16 protein-coding genes are annotated in these 21846 nt (G+C 73.2%); 7 read left to right on the top strand and 9 right to left on the bottom strand.

Annotation, left to right across the window (positions count from 1 at the left end; genetic code table 11):
* The first annotated feature begins 95 nt into the window (after positions 1-95).
* Genes ACWFR4_RS34745 through ACWFR4_RS34755 form a run of 3 tightly spaced genes read left to right on the top strand, consistent with a single transcriptional unit; the run spans position 96 to position 3288 of the window.
* Positions 96-1220: a glycosyltransferase family 4 protein gene (locus ACWFR4_RS34745; protein WP_453655986.1), complete on the top strand. Its 1125-nt coding sequence runs from the start codon at positions 96-98 to the stop codon at positions 1218-1220.
* The gene (locus ACWFR4_RS34750) at positions 1217-2434 is read left to right on the top strand and encodes a glycosyltransferase (RefSeq protein WP_453457534.1); all 1218 of its coding nucleotides are present in this window, start codon (positions 1217-1219) and stop codon (positions 2432-2434) included. Before ACWFR4_RS34745 ends, ACWFR4_RS34750 begins: the two co-directional genes overlap by 4 nt.
* Positions 2431-3288 carry an SGNH/GDSL hydrolase family protein gene (locus ACWFR4_RS34755; protein ID WP_453457536.1) on the top strand — a complete coding sequence of 286 codons (858 nt, stop codon included), beginning with the start codon at positions 2431-2433 and terminating at the stop codon, positions 3286-3288. The genes ACWFR4_RS34750 and ACWFR4_RS34755 overlap by 4 nt, the downstream gene beginning before the upstream one ends.
* Before the next feature lie 79 nt (positions 3289-3367).
* Here ACWFR4_RS34755 and ACWFR4_RS34760 read toward each other — a convergent pair whose 3' ends face one another.
* From ACWFR4_RS34760 to ACWFR4_RS34780, 5 genes are read right to left on the bottom strand one after another with little or no spacing between them, the layout of a single operon-like run.
* Positions 3368-4237, bottom strand: a complete 870-nt coding sequence (locus ACWFR4_RS34760; protein ID WP_453457539.1) for a 5-oxoprolinase subunit C family protein — start codon at positions 4235-4237, stop codon at positions 3368-3370.
* Complete coding sequence (locus tag ACWFR4_RS34765; RefSeq protein WP_453457542.1) at positions 4234-4854, bottom strand: 5-oxoprolinase subunit B family protein; 621 nt, start codon at positions 4852-4854, stop codon at positions 4234-4236. Before ACWFR4_RS34765 ends, ACWFR4_RS34760 begins: the two co-directional genes overlap by 4 nt.
* The gene (locus tag ACWFR4_RS34770) at positions 4851-5642 is read right to left on the bottom strand and encodes a LamB/YcsF family protein (RefSeq protein WP_453457544.1); all 792 of its coding nucleotides are present in this window, start codon (positions 5640-5642) and stop codon (positions 4851-4853) included. Before ACWFR4_RS34770 ends, ACWFR4_RS34765 begins: the two co-directional genes overlap by 4 nt.
* 33 nt (positions 5643-5675) lie before the next feature.
* A complete protein-coding gene (locus ACWFR4_RS34775) occupies positions 5676-6533 on the bottom strand; it encodes a putative hydro-lyase (protein WP_453457547.1) in 858 nt (285 codons plus the stop codon).
* Positions 6530-7831, bottom strand: coding sequence for an MFS transporter (locus ACWFR4_RS34780; RefSeq protein ID WP_453457550.1), 1302 nt, complete (start codon positions 7829-7831; stop codon positions 6530-6532). Before ACWFR4_RS34780 ends, ACWFR4_RS34775 begins: the two co-directional genes overlap by 4 nt.
* A 159-nt stretch (positions 7832-7990) precedes the next feature.
* On the opposite strand from ACWFR4_RS34780, the gene ACWFR4_RS34785 reads away from it, so the two are divergent.
* The 4 genes from ACWFR4_RS34785 to ACWFR4_RS34800 all read left to right on the top strand — a co-directional run bounded on the left by ACWFR4_RS34785 (position 7991) and on the right by ACWFR4_RS34800 (position 16111).
* Entirely contained in the window at positions 7991-8695 is a 705-nt protein-coding gene (locus ACWFR4_RS34785) for a GntR family transcriptional regulator (RefSeq protein WP_405482834.1), read from the top strand.
* 138 nt (positions 8696-8833) lie between these two features.
* Positions 8834-10360 carry a hypothetical protein gene (locus tag ACWFR4_RS34790; protein ID WP_453457552.1) on the top strand — a complete coding sequence of 509 codons (1527 nt, stop codon included), beginning with the start codon at positions 8834-8836 and terminating at the stop codon, positions 10358-10360.
* A 91-nt stretch (positions 10361-10451) separates the two neighbouring features.
* Positions 10452-11345, top strand: coding sequence for a hypothetical protein (locus ACWFR4_RS34795; protein WP_453457555.1), 894 nt, complete (start codon positions 10452-10454; stop codon positions 11343-11345).
* 68 nt (positions 11346-11413) lie between these two features.
* Positions 11414-16111: a hypothetical protein gene (locus ACWFR4_RS34800; RefSeq protein ID WP_453655987.1), complete on the top strand. Its 4698-nt coding sequence runs from the start codon at positions 11414-11416 to the stop codon at positions 16109-16111.
* Here the strand turns inward: ACWFR4_RS34800 and ACWFR4_RS34805 are convergent.
* The 4 genes from ACWFR4_RS34805 to ACWFR4_RS34820 are packed head-to-tail and all read right to left on the bottom strand — an operon-like array spanning position 16108 to position 21830.
* On the bottom strand, positions 16108-17658 hold the full coding sequence (locus tag ACWFR4_RS34805) for a GMC family oxidoreductase (protein WP_453457623.1): 1551 nt from the start codon (positions 17656-17658) through the stop codon (positions 16108-16110). The genes ACWFR4_RS34800 and ACWFR4_RS34805 overlap by 4 nt on opposite strands.
* 8 nt (positions 17659-17666) lie before the next feature.
* A complete protein-coding gene (locus ACWFR4_RS34810; RefSeq protein WP_453457561.1) occupies positions 17667-19238 on the bottom strand; it encodes an APC family permease in 1572 nt (523 codons plus the stop codon).
* A complete protein-coding gene (locus tag ACWFR4_RS34815) occupies positions 19235-20737 on the bottom strand; it encodes an aldehyde dehydrogenase family protein (RefSeq protein WP_453655988.1) in 1503 nt (500 codons plus the stop codon). The genes ACWFR4_RS34810 and ACWFR4_RS34815 overlap by 4 nt, the downstream gene beginning before the upstream one ends.
* Positions 20730-21830 carry an aromatic ring-hydroxylating oxygenase subunit alpha gene (locus ACWFR4_RS34820; protein ID WP_453457626.1) on the bottom strand — a complete coding sequence of 367 codons (1101 nt, stop codon included), beginning with the start codon at positions 21828-21830 and terminating at the stop codon, positions 20730-20732. Before ACWFR4_RS34820 ends, ACWFR4_RS34815 begins: the two co-directional genes overlap by 8 nt.
* Positions 21831-21846: the final 16 nt, after the last annotated feature.

Raw genomic sequence — 21846 nt, forward strand, 5'->3', positions numbered from 1 at the left:
GCCGTCGGCGGGCGAGGGCCAACGCTCATGGGACGTTCCTCGCCAGGAAAGATCCACGTTGACGTGCCCACGCTCGACGCGACGACAACACCGGTATGCGTGTCGTCATCGTCACCGAGTCCTTTCCCCCCGACATCAACGGTGTGGCTCACTGCGCCCTGCAGACCGCCCGGCATCTCGCCGCCCGCGGCCACGACCCCCTCGTCATCGCCCCGGCCACCGCGCCGGGTCCTGACACCGACACCGACGCCCCCTGCCCCGTCATACGGGTGCCGTCCCTGCCCCTGCCGGGCTACCCGCAGGTCAGGGTGGCGCTGCCGAGCCGCCGGGTCGCCGCCGCCGTGGCCGCGCACGGCGCCGAACTCGTCCATCTGGCCAGCCCTTTCATCCTCGGCGTGCGCGGCATGGCTGCCGCATCACGGCTGCGGATCCCCGCCGTCGCTGTCTACCAGACCGACCTCGCCGGTTACGCGCGTACGTACATGGGGGCCGGTGAGGCCACCGCGTGGCGGCGGATCCGCAGTGTCCACGGTGCCGCCGACCGCACACTCGCCCCGTCCAGCGCCGCGCTGCGCGACCTGGAGGTGCACGGGGTGCCGCGCGTGCGGCTCTGGCCGCGCGGGGTGGACACCGTCCGCTTCCGGCCCGACCTGCGCGACGAAGCCCTGCGGCGCGAACTCGCCCCCGACGGCGAGCTGATCGTCGGCTACGTGGGCCGGCTCGCCCCAGAGAAACAAATCGACTTGTTGGCAGGCGCGTGCGCCCTCGACGGTGTGCGCGTGGTCGTCGTCGGCGACGGTCCCAGCGAGCCCGGCCTGCGCGAGGCACTCCCCGGCGCCGTCTTCCTCGGCCGCCGCACCGGTGCCGAACTTGCCCGCATCTTCGCCTCGTTGGACATCTTCGCCCACACGGGCCCCTACGAGACGTTCTGCCAGACCGTGCAGGAGGCCATGGCCAGCGGCGTGCCGGTGATCGCGCCCGCCGCCGGCGGGCCGCTGGACCTCGTCGCGCACGGCCGGACCGGGCTCCTCGTCACACCCGGCGACGCGGCCGCCGTACGCGACGCCGTCTGGTCGCTCGCCGAGGACCCGCTGCGCCGCCTCGCCTATGGGGCAGCCGGCCGCAGCACGGTCGAAGGACGGACCTGGGAGGCCGTCGGCGACCAGCTCGTCGGCCACTACGAAGAGGTCCTCGACGCGCGGACGGCGGTGGCGGCATGAGCGGGCTGCGGATCGTGCGTCTCGCCAACTTCGTCGCGCCCGCTTCGGGCGGACTGCGGACCGCCTTGCGGGAGTTGGGGGCCGGTTACCGCGCCGCCGGGCACGAGCCCGTCCTGATCGTGCCGGGGGAGCGGGCCGGCGAGCACGAGAGTGCGCAGGGCCGCGTCATCACGTTGCCGGGGACGCCGCTTCCCGGCACCGGCGGCTACCGCGTCCTCACCGACCGGCGGCGCGTGGCCGAACTGCTCGAGCGTCTCGCCCCCGACCGGATCGAGGTGTCCGACCGAACGACCCTGAGGTGGACGGGGGAGTGGGCGCGGCGTGCCCGGGTGCCTGCCGTGATGGTGTCCCACGAGACGGCCGACGGTGTCCTGCGGACCTGGGGGCTGCCCGAGAAGGTCGCCCTGCGCGCCGCCGACGCGCTCAACTCCCGCACCGCGCACGCCTACGCGCGCGTGGTGTGCACGACCGAGTACGCCGAGCGTGAGTTCATCCGCATCGGGGCGCGCAACGTCGTACGCGCCCCGCTCGGCGTCGATCTGGAGCGCTGCCACCCAAGTCTGCGGGACCCTGCCGTGCGGGAGCGGTACGCGCGCGTGGGTGAGGTGCTGCTCGTCATGTGCTCGCGTCTGTCGGTGGAGAAGCGGCCCGGGACCGCGCTCGACGCGCTGGCCGCCCTGCGTCTCCGGGGGACGCAGGCGGTGCTTGTCGTCGCCGGGGACGGGCCGTTGCGGGCGCGGCTCGAACAGCAGGCGCGCGCGCGGAGGTTGCCGGTGAGGTTCCTCGGGCACGTCGCGGACCGCGGGCGGCTTGCGGCGTTGCAGGCCGCCGCCGACGTGTGCCTCGCGCCGGGTCCCGCGGAGACGTTCGGGCTCGCCGCGCTCGAGGCCATGGCCTGCGGCACACCCGTCGTCGCCAGCGCGTCGTCGGCGCTGCCCGAGGTCGTGGGCCCCGCCGGGGGAGTCGCACAGGACACCGGTGAGGCGTTCGCCGTCGCGGTGACGGAGCTCGTCTCACGGCCCCGGGACGAATGCCGCGAGGCGGCACGCGCGCGTGCGGAGTGCTTCGGGTGGGGCGCCGCGGTGGACGCCTTCCTGCAGGCGCATGACGCGGTACGGGTGAGGGCCGATGTGCCTCTGCGGGGGACGGCGGACGTGCCTCCCCGGGGGACGGTCGACGTGCCGATACGGGTGACCGGGCGGGATGCCGTATGAGCGCGGTCCTGCGGTTCGTCGCCCTCGGGGACTCCCTCACCGAAGGGGTCGGCGACCCGGTGGGCGACACCTGGCGCGGCTGGGCCGAGCTGCTCTCCGCCGGGCTCGCCCCGGAGGGCACAACCGTGGAGTTCCACAACTTCGCGGCGAGCGGCGCCCAGACATCGGACGTCCTCGCCCGTCAGATGCCCCAGGCGCTCGCCCTGCGGCCCGACATCGCCTCCGTCCTCGTCGGCGTCAACGACACCCTGCGCCGCACGTTCGACATCCACGCCGTGGCCGCCCGCCTCGACCACGTGTACGCGGCGTTCACGGAACAGGGCGCGGTCCTGCTCACGGCGTGCCTGCCCGACCCCGGCACGATGCTGGGGCTCCCCGGCCTGCTCGGCCGGCCTCTCGCGAGGCGCCAGCAGGCCGTGAACTCGGTCGTCCACGCCCTGTCCGAGCAATACGGCGCCGTGCATCTGCACGCGGCCGAGGGGGCATGGGTCGCCGACCGCTCCATGTGGAGCGCGGACCGGCTGCACCCCGGCGAACGGGGGCACCGGATGCTCGCCGCGCGGTTCCACGCCCTGCTCGCCGCCGACGGGCGCGCCCAGGGCACGCCGCCGTCGCCGCAGCCCGAACGGCCCGCGCCCACGCGCTCGGCGAGCTTGTTGTGGCTCGCCACGGCGGGCACGGGCTGGGTCGCGAGGCGGTGCACCGACCTGCTCCCCCAGCTCCTCACCCTCGCCGCGGACGAACTGCGCCACCGGGCGCGTGGCACCAGCGCCCGCCTCGACCTGCGGGCGTCCAGCTCGGTGGTCTCGGCGCTCGCGGCGCTGGCGGCCGTGGAACAGGCGGACGCGGCGTGAGGGGCGGACGGCGCGTGAGGGGGCGTGGCGATGGGCGGGTCCGGCCCCGGGGGGCCGGGGGTCGCTGTGCGGTCTCCCGTCAGCGGCCCGCCGCCGGGACGAAACGGATCGGTGTGCCCGGGGTCGCCTGCGCCGCGGCGGGCAGGTCTTCCTGGCGTACGACCGCGACCACGGGATAGCCGCCCGTCGTCGGGTGGTCGGCGAGGAACACGACCGGTCTGCCGTCCGGCGGTACCTGCACGGCCCCCAGGACCATTCCCTCACTGGGGAGTTCGCCCTCCGACGCCCTGAGCAGGGGCGGGCCCTCCGTTCGCAGGCCGATGCGATTGCTCGCCGACGACACGCGGTACGCGCGCGTGGTCAGCGTGCGCAGGGACGTCGCTGTGAACCAGTCCGCGCGTGGCCCGAGCGAGATCCGCAGCACCAACTCACGGGGCGGCCCCGGCTGCGGGGCCACGTCCACGCGCGCGTACGCCGACGGCACCGCGCCCAGGGGGAGCACCGCGCCGTCCGCGAGGGGGGCCGGGCCGAGCCCGGAGAGCAGGTCGGTCGACCGGCTGCCGAGGACCGGCTCGATGGCCACCCCACCGGCGAACGCCGCGTAACTGCGTACCCCGGAGAGTGCGGGTCCGAGGTCGAGGAGCGCCCCGGCCGGGACCCGTACGGGCGCGCCCCAGGCGACCGGCCGTCCGTCCACGGTCACCGTGCACGGCGCGCCCACCACCGCGACCGTCACCTCGCAACGCGGCCGTACGGCACACCCGTTGAGGGTGGTCTCCAGGACGGCGGCCCCGCGCGGGTTGCCGACGAGCCGGTTGGCGAGGCGGGCCGCGGGGAGGTCGAGCGCGCCGGAGTGCGGCACCCCGAGATGCGCGTGTCCGGGCCGGCCCTCGTCCTGCACGGTGGTCAGCGCTCCGGCCCGGACGACGGCCATGGCACGGTCCGTCACGCGGCCACCTCCGGTACGAAGCGGACCCGGGTCCCCGGGGCGAGCAGCGCGGCGGGCACGCGCGCGTGGTCCCACAGCACGGTGTCCGTCGTCCCGATCAGCTGCCAGCCGCCGGGCGACGAGCGCGGGTACACGCCCGTGTAAGGCCCCGCGAGCGCCACGGAGCCCGCCGGGACGGACGTGCGCGGCGTCGACCGGCGCGGCACGTCGAAGCGGGCCGGCAGCCCTGTCAGATAGCCGAAGCCGGGCGCGAACCCGCAGAAGGCGACCCGGAATTCGGCTGCCGCGTGGATGCGCGGCACCTCCTCCACGGCAACGCCCCACAGCGCGGCGACGTCCGCCAGGTCGGGGCCGTCGTAGCGGACGGGGATGTGCACGGCGTCGTCCTCGCGCGGGGGCAGCGGCGGCAGCTCCCAGTGGGGCAGCTGCGCGGCGAGGCGGCCCGCGGGCTCGTCGAGGCCGTCGAGGAGGACCGTGCGGGCCGCGGGCACGATCTCGCGTACGCGCAGTTCGCCGGCGGCGCGGCGGCGCAGCAGCTCGGCGTGGAGCGCGGCGGCCTCCTCGCCTCCGGAGACCTCGACGAGCAGCGCGCGGTCGCCGACCGGAAGGGCCTTCATGCGAAGGCCTCCACCCGGACGCCCGCCGACTCCAGTTGCGCCCGCACCCGTCGGGCGAGGTCCACCGCGCCCGGGGTGTCCCCGTGCAGGCACAGGGAACGCGCGCGTACCGCGATACGCGCCCCGTCGTGCGAGGTGACCGTTCCGAAGCGGGCCAGTCCGACGGACCGCTCGACCACGGACTCGGGGTCCGTCACCACGGCGCCCTCGCTGCCGCGCGGCACGAGCGTGCCCCGCGCGGTGTAGGCCCGGTCCGCGAACGCCTCGGTCACCACGGGCAGTCCGGCCTCGCCGGCCACCTCCAGGAAGCGTGATCCGGGAAGTCCGAGGACGGGCAGTGCGGCATCCGCGAGTCGGACACCGTCGACGACCGCGCGGGCTTGTTCCTCGTCGTGGACGACACGGTTGTAGAGCGCTCCGTGCGGCTTGACGTAGGCCACCCGCGTGCCCGCCGCGCGCGTGAAGACCTCCAAGGCGCCGATCTGGTAGGCCACTTCGGCCGCCAGCTCGTCGGGCGGCACGTCCATGGCGCGCCGCCCGAACCCCGCCAGATCCCGGTACGAGACCTGGGCGCCGACCCGGACACCGCGTTCGGCCGCGAGGGCGCACACGCGGCGCATCGTGGCCGCGTCCCCGGCGTGGAAGCCGCAGGCCACGTTGGCGCTCGTGACGACGGACAGGAGCTGCTCGTCGTCGGTGAGGCGCCAGCGGCCGAAGCCCTCGCCCAGGTCGGCGTTCAGGTCGATGGTCACCGCCGTCGGCGGGGCCTGCGTGGTCAGTGAGGTCATGGAACCCTCTTCTTCCGGTGGGGTGTTGCGGGATCAGGCGACGCGGTACTGCTCGTCGCGGGCGTCGGTCAGGAACATCCGGCCGGGCGCGTGCGTGATGGCGAACGGCGGCCGTGAGGCCATCACCGCGGCCTGGGGGGTGACACCGCACGCCCAGAACACCGGGATGTCGCCCGGCTGCGGCGCGACGGGGTCGCCGAAGTCCGGCTGCCCGAGATCCTCGATGCCGAGCCCGGACGGCTCACCGCAGTGCACGGGGCTGCCGTGCACGGCGGGCAGCAGTGCGCTCTCCCGGATCGCCGCCGCGAGATGTTCCGGCGGGACCGGGCGCATCGACACCACCATCGGCCCCCGGAGCCGCCCCGCGGGCCGGCACTGGCGACTGGTCGTGTACATCGCGACATTGCTGCCCTGTTCGATGTGGCGCATCGGCACACCGGCCTCAGACAGCGCCCACTCGAACGTGAAGCTGCACCCGATGAGGAACGACACGAGGTCGTCGCGCCAGTGGTCGACGACGTCCGTCGGCTCGTCGGTCAGCTCGCCGTGCTCCCACACCCGGTAGCGCGGCAGGTCGGTGCGCAGATCGGCGCCGGGAGCCAGTGGGGTGGTCCAGGCTCCCGCGTCCGTGACGTCGAGTACGGGACAGGGCTTGGGGTTGCGCTGGCAGAACAGCAGCATCTCGTAGGCCCAGTCGGCGGGAACCGAGATGAGGTTGGCCTGCGTGTGGCCGCGCGACCAGCCCGCGGTCGGCCCCGAGGCGCCGGCGCGGATGCGGGCGCGGGCCTCGGCCGGGCTCCACGCGTGCGCGTGGCTGTCGACGAGTTCCGTAACGTTCGCGGGCGAGTCGGGGGTGAGGGTCTCCGTGAGGCGGTCCTGCGTGCGGTTCACAGGAGCTCCCTTCCACGGGTCTCGGGCAGTCCGAAGAGGGCGATCACAGCGAGCGCGTACCCCACCGCACCGAAGATCAGGGCGCCGCCGACACCCCAACTGTCGGCGAGGTACCCGACGAGCGTGGGGAAGATGGCTCCGACAGCACGCCCGGTGTTGTACGTGAAGCCCTGTCCCGTGCCGCGCACGGCCGTCGGGTAGAGCTCGCTGAGGAACGAGCCGAAGCCGCTGAAAATGGCCGACATACAGAAGCCGAGCGGGAAACCGAGCACAAGGAGAAGGCTGTTGGCCCCGTCGGGGATGCTCGTATAGGCGGCGATGCTCACCGCGGACAGCAGCGCGAAGAGCGCGATGTTGCGCTTACGGCCGAGAAGGTCGGTGAGATATCCCCCGGCCAGATAGCCGGCGAAGGCGCCGGAGATCAGGAACGTGAGATAGCCGCCGGTGCCGACGACGGTCAGGCCGCGCTCCGTCTTGAGGTACGTGGGCACCCAGGTGGCGAGCGTGTAGTAGCCGCCCTGGACACCCGTCGACAGGAGGACGGCGAACAGGGTGACGCGCCGCAGGCCGGGAGCGAAGATGGCCGAGAAGGAGCCCTTCTGCGCGCTCGTGTCCAGCTGTTCGGTCGCCTTGGGGGCGTCCTGCACCCGGCGCCGTACCCACAGGACGAGGAGTGCGGGCAGCGCCCCGGTCCAGAACATCACGCGCCACGCGAGGTCGTCGCCGAGGAACTGGAACACCAGCGTGTAGACGACCACGGCGAGTGCCCAGCCGACGGCCCACGCGCTCTGCACCGCTCCCAGGGTGCGGCCGCGGTTCCTGGCCGTGGCGTACTCGGCGACGAGGATCGCGCCGACCGCCCACTCGCCGCCGAAGCCGAGCCCCTGGAGGGCACGGAAGACCAGCAGGGTCTCGTAGTTGGGGGCGAAACCGCAGGCCACGGTGAAGACCGCGTACGTGACGACCGTGATCAGCAGGGCCTTCACGCGGCCGATGCGGTCCGCCACGACGCCGGCGACGGCGCCGCCGATCGCGGAGACGACGAGCGTGACCGTGGTCAGCAGGCCGGTCTGGCCGCTGTCGAGCCCGAAGTACGCGGCCAGCGCGACCATGCTCAGCGGCAGCGTGAAGTAGTCGAACGAGTCGAGCGCATAGCCGCCGAAGGCGCCCCCGAAGGCACGTCGGCCGCGCGGGCCGAGATCGCGCAGCCAGCCGAACGCGCCCTCGGAGGGCGGGAGTTCACCATGGCGCGCGGGAGATGCGGTCGCTGTCGCGTCGGGCGGTGGGGTCGTGCTCATGGGCACCTCGCAGGAGGGGATGGGGGGCTTCCTGAGTGGGCTGAACCGATGGACGCGGAGCGTGGGGGGATCCGCGTCTGACCGCCAAGGTAGAGGATCGTTGAACGATCCCTCAATACCCATGTTGTTTCGTTCTGGTATCTGCGCTTGAATTCGGGCGTGGCCGAACTGAACGGACTGGCGGACGACCGCGCGCTCCTGGGGCGCACCAGCACCGCCGAGCGGGTCGCGGACATCCTCAGGAGCCGCATCGCGGAGGGGTACTTCCCGCCCGGGACGCGGCTGTCGGAGGACAGCATCGGCGGCGCGCTCGGCGTCTCGCGCAACACGCTGCGCGAGGCGTTCCGGCTGCTCACCCACGAGCGGCTCCTGGTGCACCAGCTCAACCGCGGCGTCTTCGTACGCGTGCTCACCGTCGAGGACGTCGAGGACATCTACCTCACACGCCGCCTCGTCGAGTGCGCCGTCGTACGCGGCCTCGGCCGGCCCCCGTACGACCTCGGTGCCGTGGCCGACGCGGTCGCCGACGGGCTCCGAGCCGCAAAGGCGCGGGAGTGGAAGGGCGTCTCCACCGCCAACATCCACTTCCACCGGGAGCTCGTGGCACTCGCGGGCAGCGCGCGGACCGACGAGCTGATGCGCAGCGTCTTCGCCGAACTGCGCCTCGCGTTCCACGTCGTGGACGACCCCCGCCGCCTGCACGAGCCCTATCTCGCCCGCAACAAGGAGATCCTCGAGACCCTGGAGGCGGGGCGCCGCGACGACGCCGAGCGGCTGCTCGCCCAGTACCTCGACGACTCCCGCGAGGGCCTGGTCGACGTGTACGGCCGACGGGTCGCCGAGGGCGAACAGCCAGACGGCTGACGGCCCGCGGAGGGCTCCGCACCCGGCGGCGCGGCGTCCGCGGGGCCTGCGGTGCGGGCGGTCGCAGGGCCTGAGGTGCGGGCGGTCGCTTCTGCGCCGTTTCGACCGTTGTCAGACCTAGGACCTAGTCTGTGCTCCGTGACTTCGCCTGCCACCACGGAATCCGTTCCGCCCCAGCTCAGCGCGGGGCCGCGGCCCGCACCGGGCCCGGCCGCCGACGAAGGGCTGGCGCGCCGCCTTCGCGCGCTCGCCTGCACCGCGCCGCTGCACGACCTCGACGTGCGCAAGGCCAATCTCGCGGGCGAGTACTCCGGATACGGCATGGCCGAGGTGGCGCTCTCCGCCATCGACCTCGTCACACTCAACATGGACTTCGACACGGGCGCCGACCACGAGCAGATAGTGGCCAGGCTCATCCCCCGCGTCGGCGCACAGGCCCCCCAGCGACCCGCCGCCGAGCACGAGCGCGTGGCCCGCTGGGTCCTGGAGAACCTGATCAACGTCGGCAGTGTCGACCGCGGCTTCCGCGCCGTGTACGGCACGTTCGCGCCCGACGGCTCCTATGTCCGCAGGGACTACGACTTCAAGCTGATCGAGGAGGTCCCCGGCTACGGGGGCAGCGTCTACCTCCGCACCACGGACGAAGCGGTCAACGTCCTGGTGGGTGCCCTCGACACCGACGTCACCAGCGCCCAGATCGCCGCCGAGGTGAAGCTGGAGGTGCTGATCAGCCGCGGCCGTCTCGCCGACGCCCAGCTCGCCGCCGAGCAGGCCAGGTACCGGACCGTGCAGTACTCCGAGACCCTGCGAAGGGCCCTGGACGCGACCCGGAGGAACGTCCGCGCGGTGGACTGGCTGAACGCCGTCCCGGACATGATCGCCGAGGCGCTCGACCACGTCGCCGACCGGTACCGCCACGAGAACGCGATCCTCACGAACATCCGCAAGGCCCGTGACGAGTCCGAGGACCCCGAGCACAAGCGGCGGGCCGCCGAGCTCGTCGACATCGTCAAGGACTGCATCCGCCGCCACACGCAGCTCCAGTCCCGCCTCCTCGAAGCGGGCCCGCTGTTCCGCGCCGAGCAGGACCGGCAGGCCTTCGCCGCGCCGTCCGCGCGCGCGGGCCTCGACCTGTACGGGCAGCTCGTCGCGCCCCTGCTGCCGCTGCCCGTCGAGCAGGCGAGCCGCGTCACCGACGCGTTCTTCGCGCGCGGCACGGGCATGCGGACGCCCGTGTCCGTACGGGTGGGGGACCTCATCGACATACTCCTTACGCCGCCCCAGGAGCGGGAGCATCTCGGCGTCGAAATGCCCGAGCCCGAGCTGATCGCGACGCCCGACGACAGCCGCTTCAGCGAGGAGCAGCTCGCGAGCGCCATGGAGCTGCTCGACCTCCCCTCCGACGCGCCGCGCAGGCTCTCCGGACTGCTCGCCGAGGCGCGCCGCCGTGACCCCGAACTGCCTTACCTGGTCGCCCTGCTGTCCGTTCACGCGGCCAGTCCGCCGGTCGGCACGGCCTACCGGCAGGGCGAGGAGAAGCTGCTGTTCGCCGTGGACGACGGCACCGAGCTCGACGACCCCGAGTTCGGCGGCGCCGACCTCATCGTCGGCACGGCCCTGCTGGACGCCGCGGGCATGGCGGCCGACCGGACGGAGGCCGCGTAGTGCCGATCACAGCGCACCGGGCCTCCGCGCCGCACGCTTCCACTGAACTACATCCGAGCCTCGCAGCAGACCTGACCAAGGAGCACCAGCCGTGACCGACCACCCCGCAGAGCACGCCGCGTGGGGCGAGACGGAGCCTGCCGAGGCTCCGGTGGCCGGCGCGCCCGTCACCCCGGCCGACGCCGCCGACGCGGCCCGGCTCGTGGCCTTCGGCCTCCAGCCCAAGCTGCAGCCCGCCCGCGACCAGGAGTACGCCGACCTGCTGCGGCGCTACCGCGAGGACCCGCCGTTCGCGCGGCTCGCCGACGCCGTCGCCGCCGGGCTCGGCCTCGTCGTCCTGGAGGTCTCCACGAGAGCGGGGATGGCCGTGACCGCCGCCGAGGACTCCGTCTTCGCCGTCCGCATGGGCGACTACGCGCGCCGCACCTCCGCCGACGGAACCGACCGCTTCCTGCACGGCCTCGCGCACCTCGCCGTCGCCGCCCTGGCGTTCCCGCGCCCCGAGGACCTCGCCGACGACGGGTACATCGGCCGCGTCACGGTCAACGGCGTGGACGCCTTCGTCCGCCAGGCCTGCCGCCGCCTGGAGGAGCGCGCCGAGGAGCAGGGCGAGAACACCGACCCGGCCTCCGACGCTCCGGGCCTCGAGGCCGCGTGGCGCATCTGGGCCCGGCGCAGCTCGACCGGCGCCACGAAGGACGCGCGCCGCCTCGCCGGATCCACCACCGGCATCGTCGCCAAGGCCGTCGCGTTCCTCACCGACTCCGGGTTCCTGCAGAGAACCGGCGACGACTCGGGCGGCACCTACCGCACCACGGCCCGCTACCAGCTCCAGGTCCGCGATCTGGCCGGCACCGCCGCCCTCTCCGAACTGGCGGACCTCGGCATCGTGCCCGTCACGGACGGCTCCGCGAGCCTCCTGCCTCCCGCGGACGAGGACGACGGGGAGCTCGTGGCCGACGCAGGACTCCCCTTCCACTCCTGACCGGCCACGCGCACCACCGCCCCACGACGTACCGCCTTACCGACTTACTACGACGAGAGTCCGCCGCCATGTACGAGCTGTCCCGGATTCGCCTCTACTCCATCGGGCCCGCCGGTGCGCGCTACGCCGACACCGTCCTGGACCTGCGGGGCGTCGGCGAGCCCGTGCCCGACCCCGCGCCCACCCAGGCGGAGTTCTTCGAGGACGAGCCCGTCGGGCCGCCGCGCCGCCCCGCGCCCGCCGGCGTGCTCTTCCTGGAGAACGGTGGCGGCAAGTCGGTCCTCCTCAAGCTGATCTTCTCCGTGATGCTGCCGGGCCACCGGAACACGCTCGGCGGCGCCAGCTCCGGCGTCCTGCGCAAGTTCCTGCTCGCCGACGACTGCGGGCACGTGGCCCTGGAGTGGCAGCACACCCTCACGGGCGAGTGCGTCGTCGTCGGCAAGGTCAGCGAGTGGCGGGGGCGGCAGGTCTCGAACGACCCGCGGAAGTTCGCCGAGGCCTGGTACTCACTGCGGCCCGGGCCCGGCATGAGCCTGGACTCGCTGCCCGTCGCCGAGTCCTCCGCCGTACGGGCCTCTGCCGAGGGCGTCTCGGGCGCGCAGGGGCGGCGGCGCACCATGAAGGGCTTCCGGGACGCACTCACGGACGCGGGCAAGACGTACCCGCACCTCGAAGTGCACTGGGAGGAGATCCACGACCGGTGGAACGAGCACCTGGGCGACCTCGGCCTCGACCCCGAACTCTTCCGCTACCAGCGCGAGATGAACGCGGACGAGGGTGAGGCCGCCGGTCTCTTCGCCGTCAAGAAGGACTCCGACTTCACCGACCTGCTCCTGCGCGCCGTCACCGACACCCGGGACACGGACGGGCTCGCCGACCTGGTCGGCGGCTTCGGCAACAAGCTGGGGCGGCGCGCCGAGCTGATCGCCGAACGCGAGTTCACGGCCGGCTCCGTGGACCTCCTCGGCCGCATCGTGGACGCCGCGGACACCCGGGCACGCGCGCGTGACGTGCACGCCGGGGCCGAGCGCCGCACCCGCACCCTGGCCCGCAGGCTCGCCGCCCGCGCCGCCCTGGAGAGCGGCCGCGCCGCCGACCTCGCCCAGCAGGTCACCGCCGCCGCGCACACCGTCGGCGAGGCGGAGCAGGCCCGCGGCCGCAGCGCCCTCATCGCCTCAGAACTGGCGTACCGGCACGCCTCGTTGGCGCTCGCCGGAGCCGAGAAGGCCGCCGCCGCACAGAAGCGCGAGCTGGCCGACGCGCGCACCCTGCACGCGGCCTGGCAGGCCGCCGAGGCCGTCCTGCGTCACCGCGCCGCCGCCGACCGCTCCGCGCGCGTGGCCGTCGCCATCCGTGAGGCCGAGCGGGACGCCGCCCCGGCCCTCGCCGCCCGTGCCAAGGCCGCCGCCGACCTCGTACGCGCCCTGCACGGAGCGGCCGAGAGCGCCGAGCAGCTGGCCAACGAGGGCGAGGAGCGTTCCGCCGCGCTCCAGGAGGCGGGCGAGACCGCCCACCGTGACGCGACCGTCGCCGCGACGGAGGCGCAGCGTGCCCGCAGTGAGGTCGGGCACCTGCGGCAGCGGCTTTCCGAGGTCGAGCAGGAGACCGCCGAGGCGGTGCGGGCCGGCTGGCTCGACGACACGGCGCCCGACGCCGACCCCGCGCGCGCGGCGCTCGCCGCGAGCGACGCGGAGAAGACCACGGTCGCCGCCTGGGACACGGCGCGTGACGCCGCACGGCGCGCGAGCGAGCACGCCCGGGAGGCGGCGGGAGCCGAGGCCCGCGCCGAACTCACCGCGGCCCGCGCCGCGGACGCCGCCACGGCCGCCGAGAACGCGTACGCGGCCGAGCACCGCGCCGCCGGTGCGCTCGCGCGCGAGGAGCGCGTCGCGGAGCTGCTCGGACTGTCCGGGGCCCCCGGGATCCCTGCCGCAGGGGTGCCCGCACCCCGGGACGCGGCGGCCGACGGACGCGCGACCGGGCGCGCCCGCGTGGCGAACGTCACCCGCGACCTCGCCGAAACCCCGCTCACGGCCGAGGAGTTGGACCGCGCGGCCGACGACCTCAAGGCACTGCTCGACGGCGGCGTCACCTCCGCCGAACGACAGCTCTTCGACCTGCGCACGGCCGCGGCCGACGACGCCCGCATCCTCGGAGCGCTCGGCGACGGCGGGCTCCTGCCGCCGGGACCCGACGTCCTCGCCACCGTCGAGTTCCTCGGCGAGCACGGCATTCCGGCCTTGCCCGGCTGGCGCTACCTCGCCCAGGCCGTCGACCCCGCGGATCACGCGCGGGTGCTCGCCGCACGCCCCGAGCTCGTCGACGGCGTCGTCATCACCGACCCCGACACGCACGCCCGGGCCCGCGAGGCCCTCGGTGGCGCCGCCCTGCTGCCCCGCTCCGCCGTAGCCGTGGGCACGGCGGCCGCCCTGCTCGCCCCGACACCCCGCGAGGAGACCGGCGACAGCGGCGTCTTCCTCGTGCCGCCGAACCCGGCGATGCACGACGAGCACGCCGCCGACGAGGAGCGGCAGGCGCTGCGCACGCGCGCGACGGAGCGTGACGAGGAGATCCGCGCCCTGGCCGCCCGGCTCTCCAAGGACCGGGAGCTCGCCGCCCGGATCGGCTCGTGGCGCACCGGCTGCCCGGCCGGACGCCTCGCCGAACTGGCCGCCGCCGCACAGGAGGCGCGAGCCTTCGCCGACGAGACCGAGGCCGAACTCGCCGAGGCCCGCACGGTCCACGCCGAGGCCGACGAGACCTCGGTGGAGGCGACCCGCGTACGCGACGAGCGGCAGGACGCGGCCCAGCGCGCGCGGCGCGTCGCCGATGCCCTCGCGGGCCTCGCGTTCCGGCTGCGCGAGCGCGCCGGCTGGCAGGTCAAGCTGCGCGAACTCGCCGACGAGGCCGTCGAGTCGGAGGCACGCGCCCAGACGTGCCTGGAGCGCGCCCGCTCCGCCGACGAGGACCGCAGGGCGGCCCAGCGCGCCGCCGACGACGCCCGCCGTACCGCCCGCGCCCTGCGGGCCGAACGCGCGGAGATCGCCGGCGCCCCCGACGACGTACCGGCGGACCCGGAGCAGCCCGCTTCGGAGGGCGCCGCGCCGAAGCCGTCGCTGCCCGCGCTGCGAGAGGCGTACCGCGCGGCATCCCAGGTCTACGAGAAGGTCGGCGTCGGCGCCGACCTGCGCGCCGAGCAGGCCCGCGCGGAGAGCGACGAGAGCGCCGCGCTCGCCGAGCTCGACCGGCTCAGCAACAAGGTCCGCACCCGCGCCGCCCAGCTCCTGGAGTCCCCCGACGGCTCCGACGGACCGTCACGGCAGGCCGCCGCGGCCCGCGCCGACGAGCTGGTCCAGATCCTGGAGGCCCGCGTCTCCACGGCGAGCGAGCAGCTCGGACGCCTGCGTGGCGAGGCCGAGCGGCACGCGCCCGGGGACGGCGACGACGCCCATACCGAGCTGCCCGACGATCTCGTCCCCACCGGCGCCGAGCACGCCCAGACGCTTCTGCGTACCGCCACGGGCGAACTGGCCGCGCGCACCGATGCGTTGACCGTGGCGCGCGCCGCCCACACCGAACTCCTCGACGCCCACCGCGCTGCCGAGGACGCGACCGGCGGCTTCGAGGAGACCGCCGCGCTCCTCAAGGACCTCTTGCGCGAACACCTCGACCGGCACGAGTCCGAGCAGGACGAGCCCGAGCCCTACCCCGGCACCCTCGAAGAGGCCCGGCACGCGGCGGCCGAGGCCCGGCGCTCCCTGCGCGGCTGTGCCGCCGACCTGTCCGCCGCCGAGGCCTCCGTGCGCGACGCGAGCGACATCCTCGTACGGCATGCGAACGCCACGCGCTACGAGCAGGTGCGCACGCCGGCCCGGCAGCAGATCCGCGAGCTGCCCGCCTCGTCGCTGCCGGAGCACGCGCAGAAGTGGGCGGACGCGTTCGCGCCCCGGCTGCGCGTCCTGACCGACGAGCTGGAGCAGCTGGAGCGCAACCGCGACTCGATCGTGGACCGGCTGCGCGGACTCGTCGAGTCGGCGCTCGCCACGCTGCGCGCCGCCCAGCGACTGTCCCGCCTCCCGGAAGGGCTCGGCGAGTGGTCGGGCCAGGAGTTCGTGCGCATCCGCTTCGAGGAGCCCGACCAGGCGACCCTCGTGGAGCGGCTCGGTGAGGTCGTCGACGAGGCGACCCGCGCCGCCGTCAGGAAGAACTCCGACCTGCGCCGCGACGGCATGTCCCTGCTCCTGCGCGGCGTCGCCGCAGCGCTCCAGCCCAAGGGCATCGCCGTCGAGATCCTCAAGCCGGACGCCGTGCTGCGCGCCGAGCGGGTCCCCGTCGGACAGATGGGCGACGTGTTCTCCGGCGGCCAGCTGCTCACCGCGGCCATCGCCCTGTACTGCACGATGGCCGCCCTGCGCTCGAACGACCGGGGCCGCGACAAGCACCGGCACGCGGGCACGCTGTTCCTCGACAACCCGATCGGCCGCGCCAACGCCACGTACCTGCTCGAACTCCAGCGGGCCGTGTCGGACGCGCTCGGCGTGCAGCTCCTGTACACCACCGGCCTGTTCGACACGACGGCACTCGCCGAGTTCCCGCTGGTCATCAGGTTGCGCAACGACGCGGACCTCAGAGCCGGGCTGAAGTACATCAGCGTCGAGGAGCACCTGCGGCCGGGCCTGCCGCAGCAGGACCCGGCCGAGGAGACCGTGCACGGAGAGATCACGGCGACGCGCATGTACAAGCGCCCCGCCAACCAGACGGCTTAAGCGTCTGCGCGCAGCAGATCGGCGCACTTCTCGCCGATCATCATCGTCGTGATGCACGGGTTGACCGTGACGAGGTCCGGCATCACGGAGCCGTCGGCGACGCGCAGGCCCTCGGTCCCCTTCACGCGCAGCCGCGCGTCGAGCGGGGCCGAGTGGTCGTCGTCCGCGCCCATCTTCACCGTGCACGCCGGGTGGTAGACGGTGTTGTGCGTCTTGTGGATGTAGTCGAGCAGTTCGTCATCGGTGCGCACATCCGGTCCGGGAGCCAGCTCCGCGCCCGCCCAGCCGCTGAGCGCGGGCTGCTCCGCGATGCGCCGCGCCAGCTTCAGCCCGTACGTCATCACGCGCGCGTCGTGCTCGTGCGTGAAGTACCGAGGGTCGACCAGCGGCTTGTCCCGGTAGTCGCGGGTGCGCAGCCGCACGGTGCCGCGTGACTTCGCGCGCGTCACGTTGGGCGTGAGGCAGAAGGCGTTCTCCGACGTCGGATAGCCGTACCGCGCGGTGTTCATGTCGAAGGGCACGGAGCCGTAGTGGAACATCAGGTCGGGCCGGTCGAGGCCGGGCTCGGTGTCGTAGAAGATGCCTGCTTCCCACCACTGGCTGGACGTGGTGGTCATCGGCTGTTTCGCCTCCCACATGATCACGCCCTCGGGGTGGTCCTGGAGGTTCTCGCCGACCCCGGGGGAGTCCACGAGCACGTCCACGCCCATCTCGCGCAGATGACCGGCCGGGCCTATCCCGGACAGCATGAGGAGCTTGGGCGAGTCGATGGAGCCGCAGGAGAGGATCACCTCGCGGCGGGCCCGTACCGTCCTGGTGTGGATGAGATCGGGGTCGAGGTACTCGGCGCCCACGCAGCGCCGGCCTTCGAGGACGAGCCGTTTGGCCCGTACCCCGGTCCGCACCGTCAGGTTGGGCCGCTTGCCCATGACCGGGTGCAGATAGGCGACCGAGGACGACTGGCGGATGTTGTTCTCGTCGGAGTTGATCTGGAACCAGTTGGCGCCGCGCACCACCGTGCGGCCCGAGTTGAACGCCGTGGTCGGGATGCCCGCCTCGGCGCAGGCCGCGAGCAGCGCGCTGCCGCACGGGTCCGCGCCCTTGAGGGTGCGCAGCTTCACCGGGCCGGAGCGGCCGTGGTGGTCCCCGGGGGCGTCGTTGTTCTCCAGGCGCTTGTACAGCGGGAACACATCCGCGGCGCTCCACCCCGTGCAGCCCGCCGCCGCCCAGTCGTCCAGGTCCTCGGCCGGCGCCCAGAAGGCGATGCACGAGTTGTGGGACGAGCAGCCGCCGAGGACCTTGGCGCGCGCGTGCCGCATGAAACTGTTGCCGCTGGTCTGGGGCTCGACGGGGTAGTCCCAGTCGTATCCGGAATCCAACAGGGCCATCCAGCGGTCCAGTTGGAGGACGTTGTCGTCGCCGATGTCGCTCGGCCCCGCCTCCAGGACGCACACGGTGACGGACGGGTCCTCGGACAGGCGCGCCGCGACGACGTTTCCGGCGGTGCCTCCGCCGACGACGACGTAGTCGAAGACATCAGAGTTCACGGGCTGGTTCACGGGGTGGTGACCTCCTCCAGGGCAACGGAATCATCGGACGGGGCAGGCTGGGCCGCGTGCTCGGCGAGGACACCCGTGCGGTGTCGCTGGACGAACCAGTAGTAGGCGAAGCCGCCGCCCGCGATCACTCCGATGAACAGGACGGCGCCCCAGCGCAGGTACCAGTGGTAGGGGGCGGCGGCGTTGTAGACGGCCGCGCGCGGCCAGATCAGGTTGAGTGTCATGACGCCGCCCCACAGCACGGCGATGATGTTGACGGGCAGTCCCCAGCGGCCGAGGGAGAACTTCCCGTCGCCCGCAGGCTGCCACTTCCCGCGCAGGCGGGCCACCAGCATCGGGCCGGTGACCAGCAGATAGGCGAGGTAGATCATGATGATGCCGATGCTGGTGACCACGGTGAAGATCTGCGGCTGGCGGATGTTGACGACCAGGATCGCGAGCGCCAGTACGCCGATGACGACGGCCGGGACGACCGGTGTCCTGAAGCGCGGGCTGACCCGGCCGAGGACCGACGACGCCGGCAGGTTGTTGTCGCGCGACATCGCGAAGGCCAGGCGGATCGCCGCCGTGTGCACGGCGAGCGCGCACACCGTGACCGCGATCAGGACGCACCACAGCATCGCCTTGCCCGCCGTCGGGCCGAGGACGTCGAGGACGACGTACTGCAGGCCGTCCGTCGACAGCTTCTTGCCGGTCAGACTCGACACGCTCATCAGGGCGAGCAACAGGATCAGCCCGCCGAGGACGAACGAGGCGACGATCGCGCGGATGATGGCGCGCGGCGCGCCCCGCGTCGGGTCGAGGGACTCCTCGCCGAGCGAGGCCGCCGTGTCGAAGCCGTACATGACGTACGCGGAGGCCAGCGACGCGACGAGGAACGCGCTCAGGTAGCCGAAGGGCTGGCCGTGGCCCGCCCCCGCCGTGTGCGTCACGACCTGCGGGCCGCGCACGATGTGCACCGCGAACAGGACGATCAGGACGACGGTCGCGATCAGTTCGAGGAAGACGCCGGCCGTGTTGATGGTCGCCATCAGCTTCACGCCGAAGGCGTTGACGAGCGTCGTGAACAGGATCAGTACGGCGGCCAGGGCGACGGCGTTGGCCGCGACGTCGTAGGGGCCGGTGCCGTCCCCGATGAACTGGAAGGACGACGAGATCTGCGGCAGCGTCAGCTGGTAGGCGAGCGCGACGGCCGCGATCGACACGACCGAGGCGAGCAGCATCATCCACCCGGCGAGCCAGCCGATGTGCGGATTGCCCACCTTCTTCGCCCAGTTGTAGACCGATCCCGCGACGGGGTAACGGGCGGCCAGTTCGGCGAAGCACAGGGCGACCATGAACTGGCCGCCGAACACCATCGGCCAGGACCACCAGTAGGCAGGGCCGCCGTTCGCGTACCCGAAGTAGAAGAGCTGGAAGGTGCCCGTGAGGATGGAGATGTAGCTGATGCCCGCGGCGAAGGTGTGGAAGTTGCCCAGCGTGCGCTTGAGTTCGGGCCGGTAGCCGAACTCGGCGAGCTCGGCGTCGTCCCCGCTCCGGCTCTCCTGTGTGCTGTCTTCCTGGCTCATGAAGGGTCACCGTCCTCAGGACACTCCGGCGGCGCGCCGAACCAGCCCTGCGGGACGGGCCGCGTATTGCGCCAGATGTGCTTGGTCTCGCGGTACTCGGCGAGCCCCGAGGGGCCGAGTTCGCGCCCGGTGCCGGACTGCTTGTAGCCGCCCCACTCCGCCTGGGGGACGTACGGGTGGTAGTCGTTGATCCAGACCGTGCCGAGGCGAAGGCCGGCCGCGACCCGCGCGGCCTTCCCTTCGTCGCTGGTCCAGACGGCGCCCGCGAGACCGTAGATCGAGTCGTTCGCGAGTCGCACCGCCTCCTCCTCGTCGGTGAACCGCTCGACGGTCAGGACCGGGCCGAAGGACTCGTCCTGCACGACGGACATGCCGCTCGTGCACGCGTCGAGGACGGTCGGCAGGTAGTAGAAGCCCTGCTCGTACGAGGCCGACTTCGGCCGTGCGCCGCCGCAGCGCAGCACGGCCCCCTCCTCGACGCCCCGTGCGACGTACGCCTCGACCTTGGCGCGGTGCGCGGCCGAGATCAGCGGCCCGGTCTGCGCCTCCTCGTCGAACGGGCCGCCCAGTCTGATGAGTTCGGCGCGCCGCACGACCTCGTCGACGAAGCGGTCGTGCAGCGAGTCCTCCACGAGGAGCCGCGCGCCGGCCGAACACACCTGCCCCGAGTGAAGGAACACCGCGGTGAGCGCCATGTCGACGGCCGCGTCGAAGTCGGCGTCCGCGAACACGATGTTCGGGTTCTTGCCGCCGAGTTCGAGGGCGACCTTCTTGACGGAGCCCGCCGCGGCGGCCATGAGCAGCCGTCCCGTCCGCAGACCGCCCGTGAACGACACGAGGTCCACGTCCGGATGGTCGCCGAGCGGCGCGCCCGCCTCCGGGCCCGCGCCGAGGACCAGGTTGGCGACGCCCGCGGGCAGCCCCGCCTCGTCGAGCAGCCGCATCAGATGGATCGCCGTGTGCGGGGTGAGTTCGCTCGGTTTCAGGACGAAGGTGTTGCCGGCGGCGAGCGCCGGGGCGACCTTCCACGCGGTCTGCAGGAGCGGGTAGTTCCACGGGGTGATCAGGGCGCACACCCCGACCGGCTCGTACACGACCCGGCTCTCGGCGCCTTCCGTCCCGGTCTCCACTACGCGTCCGGTGTCGGCGGCCGCGAGCCGCCCGAAGTAGCGGAAGCAGTTCGCGATGTCGTCGATGTCGTACGCGCTCTCGACCAGCCGCTTCCCGGTGTCCAGGGACTCGGTGCGGGCCAGTGCGTCCTTGTCGCGCACGAGCAGGTCCGCGACGCGCAGGAGGAGGTCGCCGTGCTCGGCCGCCGTCATCCGGGGCCACGGGCCTTCGTCGAAGGCGCGGCGGGCCGCGGCGATCGCGTCGGCGGTGTCCTTGGCCCCCGCCTCGTCGACCACGGCGACGAGCGAGCCGTCCGCGGGGCAGCGGATCTCTCGGGTCCGCTCGTCCCGGGCGGTGGTCCACACGCCGCCGATGAACAGGTCAGGCATGGGCACCGCCCAGCTTCGAGGTCAGCCATTCATGGAAGATCCCGATGTGATGCTCGGTCGGGACGAGCACGCCGCCGCGCCGGTAGGCACGGGAGTCCATCGCCGGCTGGGTCCGCTCGCAGGCCTCGAAGTCCTGGGCGTTGACCCGGTGGAACAGCTCCACGGACTTGGAGACATCGGCGCCTGACGCGACGACCTCGGGCGCGTAGAGCCAGTCGCACTCGACGACCGTACGGTCCTCGGCCAGCGGGAACATCCGGTGCAGGATCACATGGTCGGGGACGAGGTTGATGAAGACCGTCGGCCTCACGGTGATCGCGTAGTAGCGGCGGTCCTGGTCGTCGGCGACCTCGGGCAGCCGGCCGAAGCCCTCGCTGCCGTCGACGGTGAAGCCCTTCACGCCGTCCCCGAACTCGGCACCGTGGCCCACGTAGTACTGGGCGGCGTAGCCGTCCGCGAACTCCGGCAGGACGTCGGTCAGTTCGGGGTGGATCGTCGCGCAGTGGTAGCACTCCATGAAGTTCTCGACGATCAGCTTCCAGTTGGCCTTCACGTCGTACGTGATGCGCTTGCCGAGGGCGAGATCCTGGGTGTGGTAGCGCTCGAGCGAGGCCGTGTCGCCGAGCCGTTCGACGGCCGCGCCGACCACCGTCTCCTCGAAATCGGGCGGCTCGTCCGCCAGGCAGACCCAGGCGTAGCCGAGCCACTCGCGCAGGGCGACCTTGACGAGGCCGTACTGGGTGCGGTCGACGTCCGGCATCTGCACGAGGTTCGGCGCAGCGATGAGCTTGCCGTCGAGGTCGTACGTCCACGCGTGGTACGGGCACTGGAGGTTGCGGCGGACCTGGCCCGACTCCTCGGTGCACAGGCGGGCGCCGCGGTGGCGGCAGACGTTGAGGAATGCCCGTAGTTCGCCGGTGCGGGACCGGGTGATGAGGACGTTCTCGCGGCCGACCTGGACCGTGCGGAACGCGCCCGGCTTGTCGAGGTCGGCGGACCGCACGGCGCAGAACCACATCGACTCGAAGATGCGTTCCTGCTCCTGGCGGAAGATCTCCGGATCGGTGTAGTAGCGCCCGGACAGCGTGGCCATCAGGCTGGGGGCAATG

This window comes from Streptomyces sp. NPDC055140 (genome assembly GCF_053607285.1).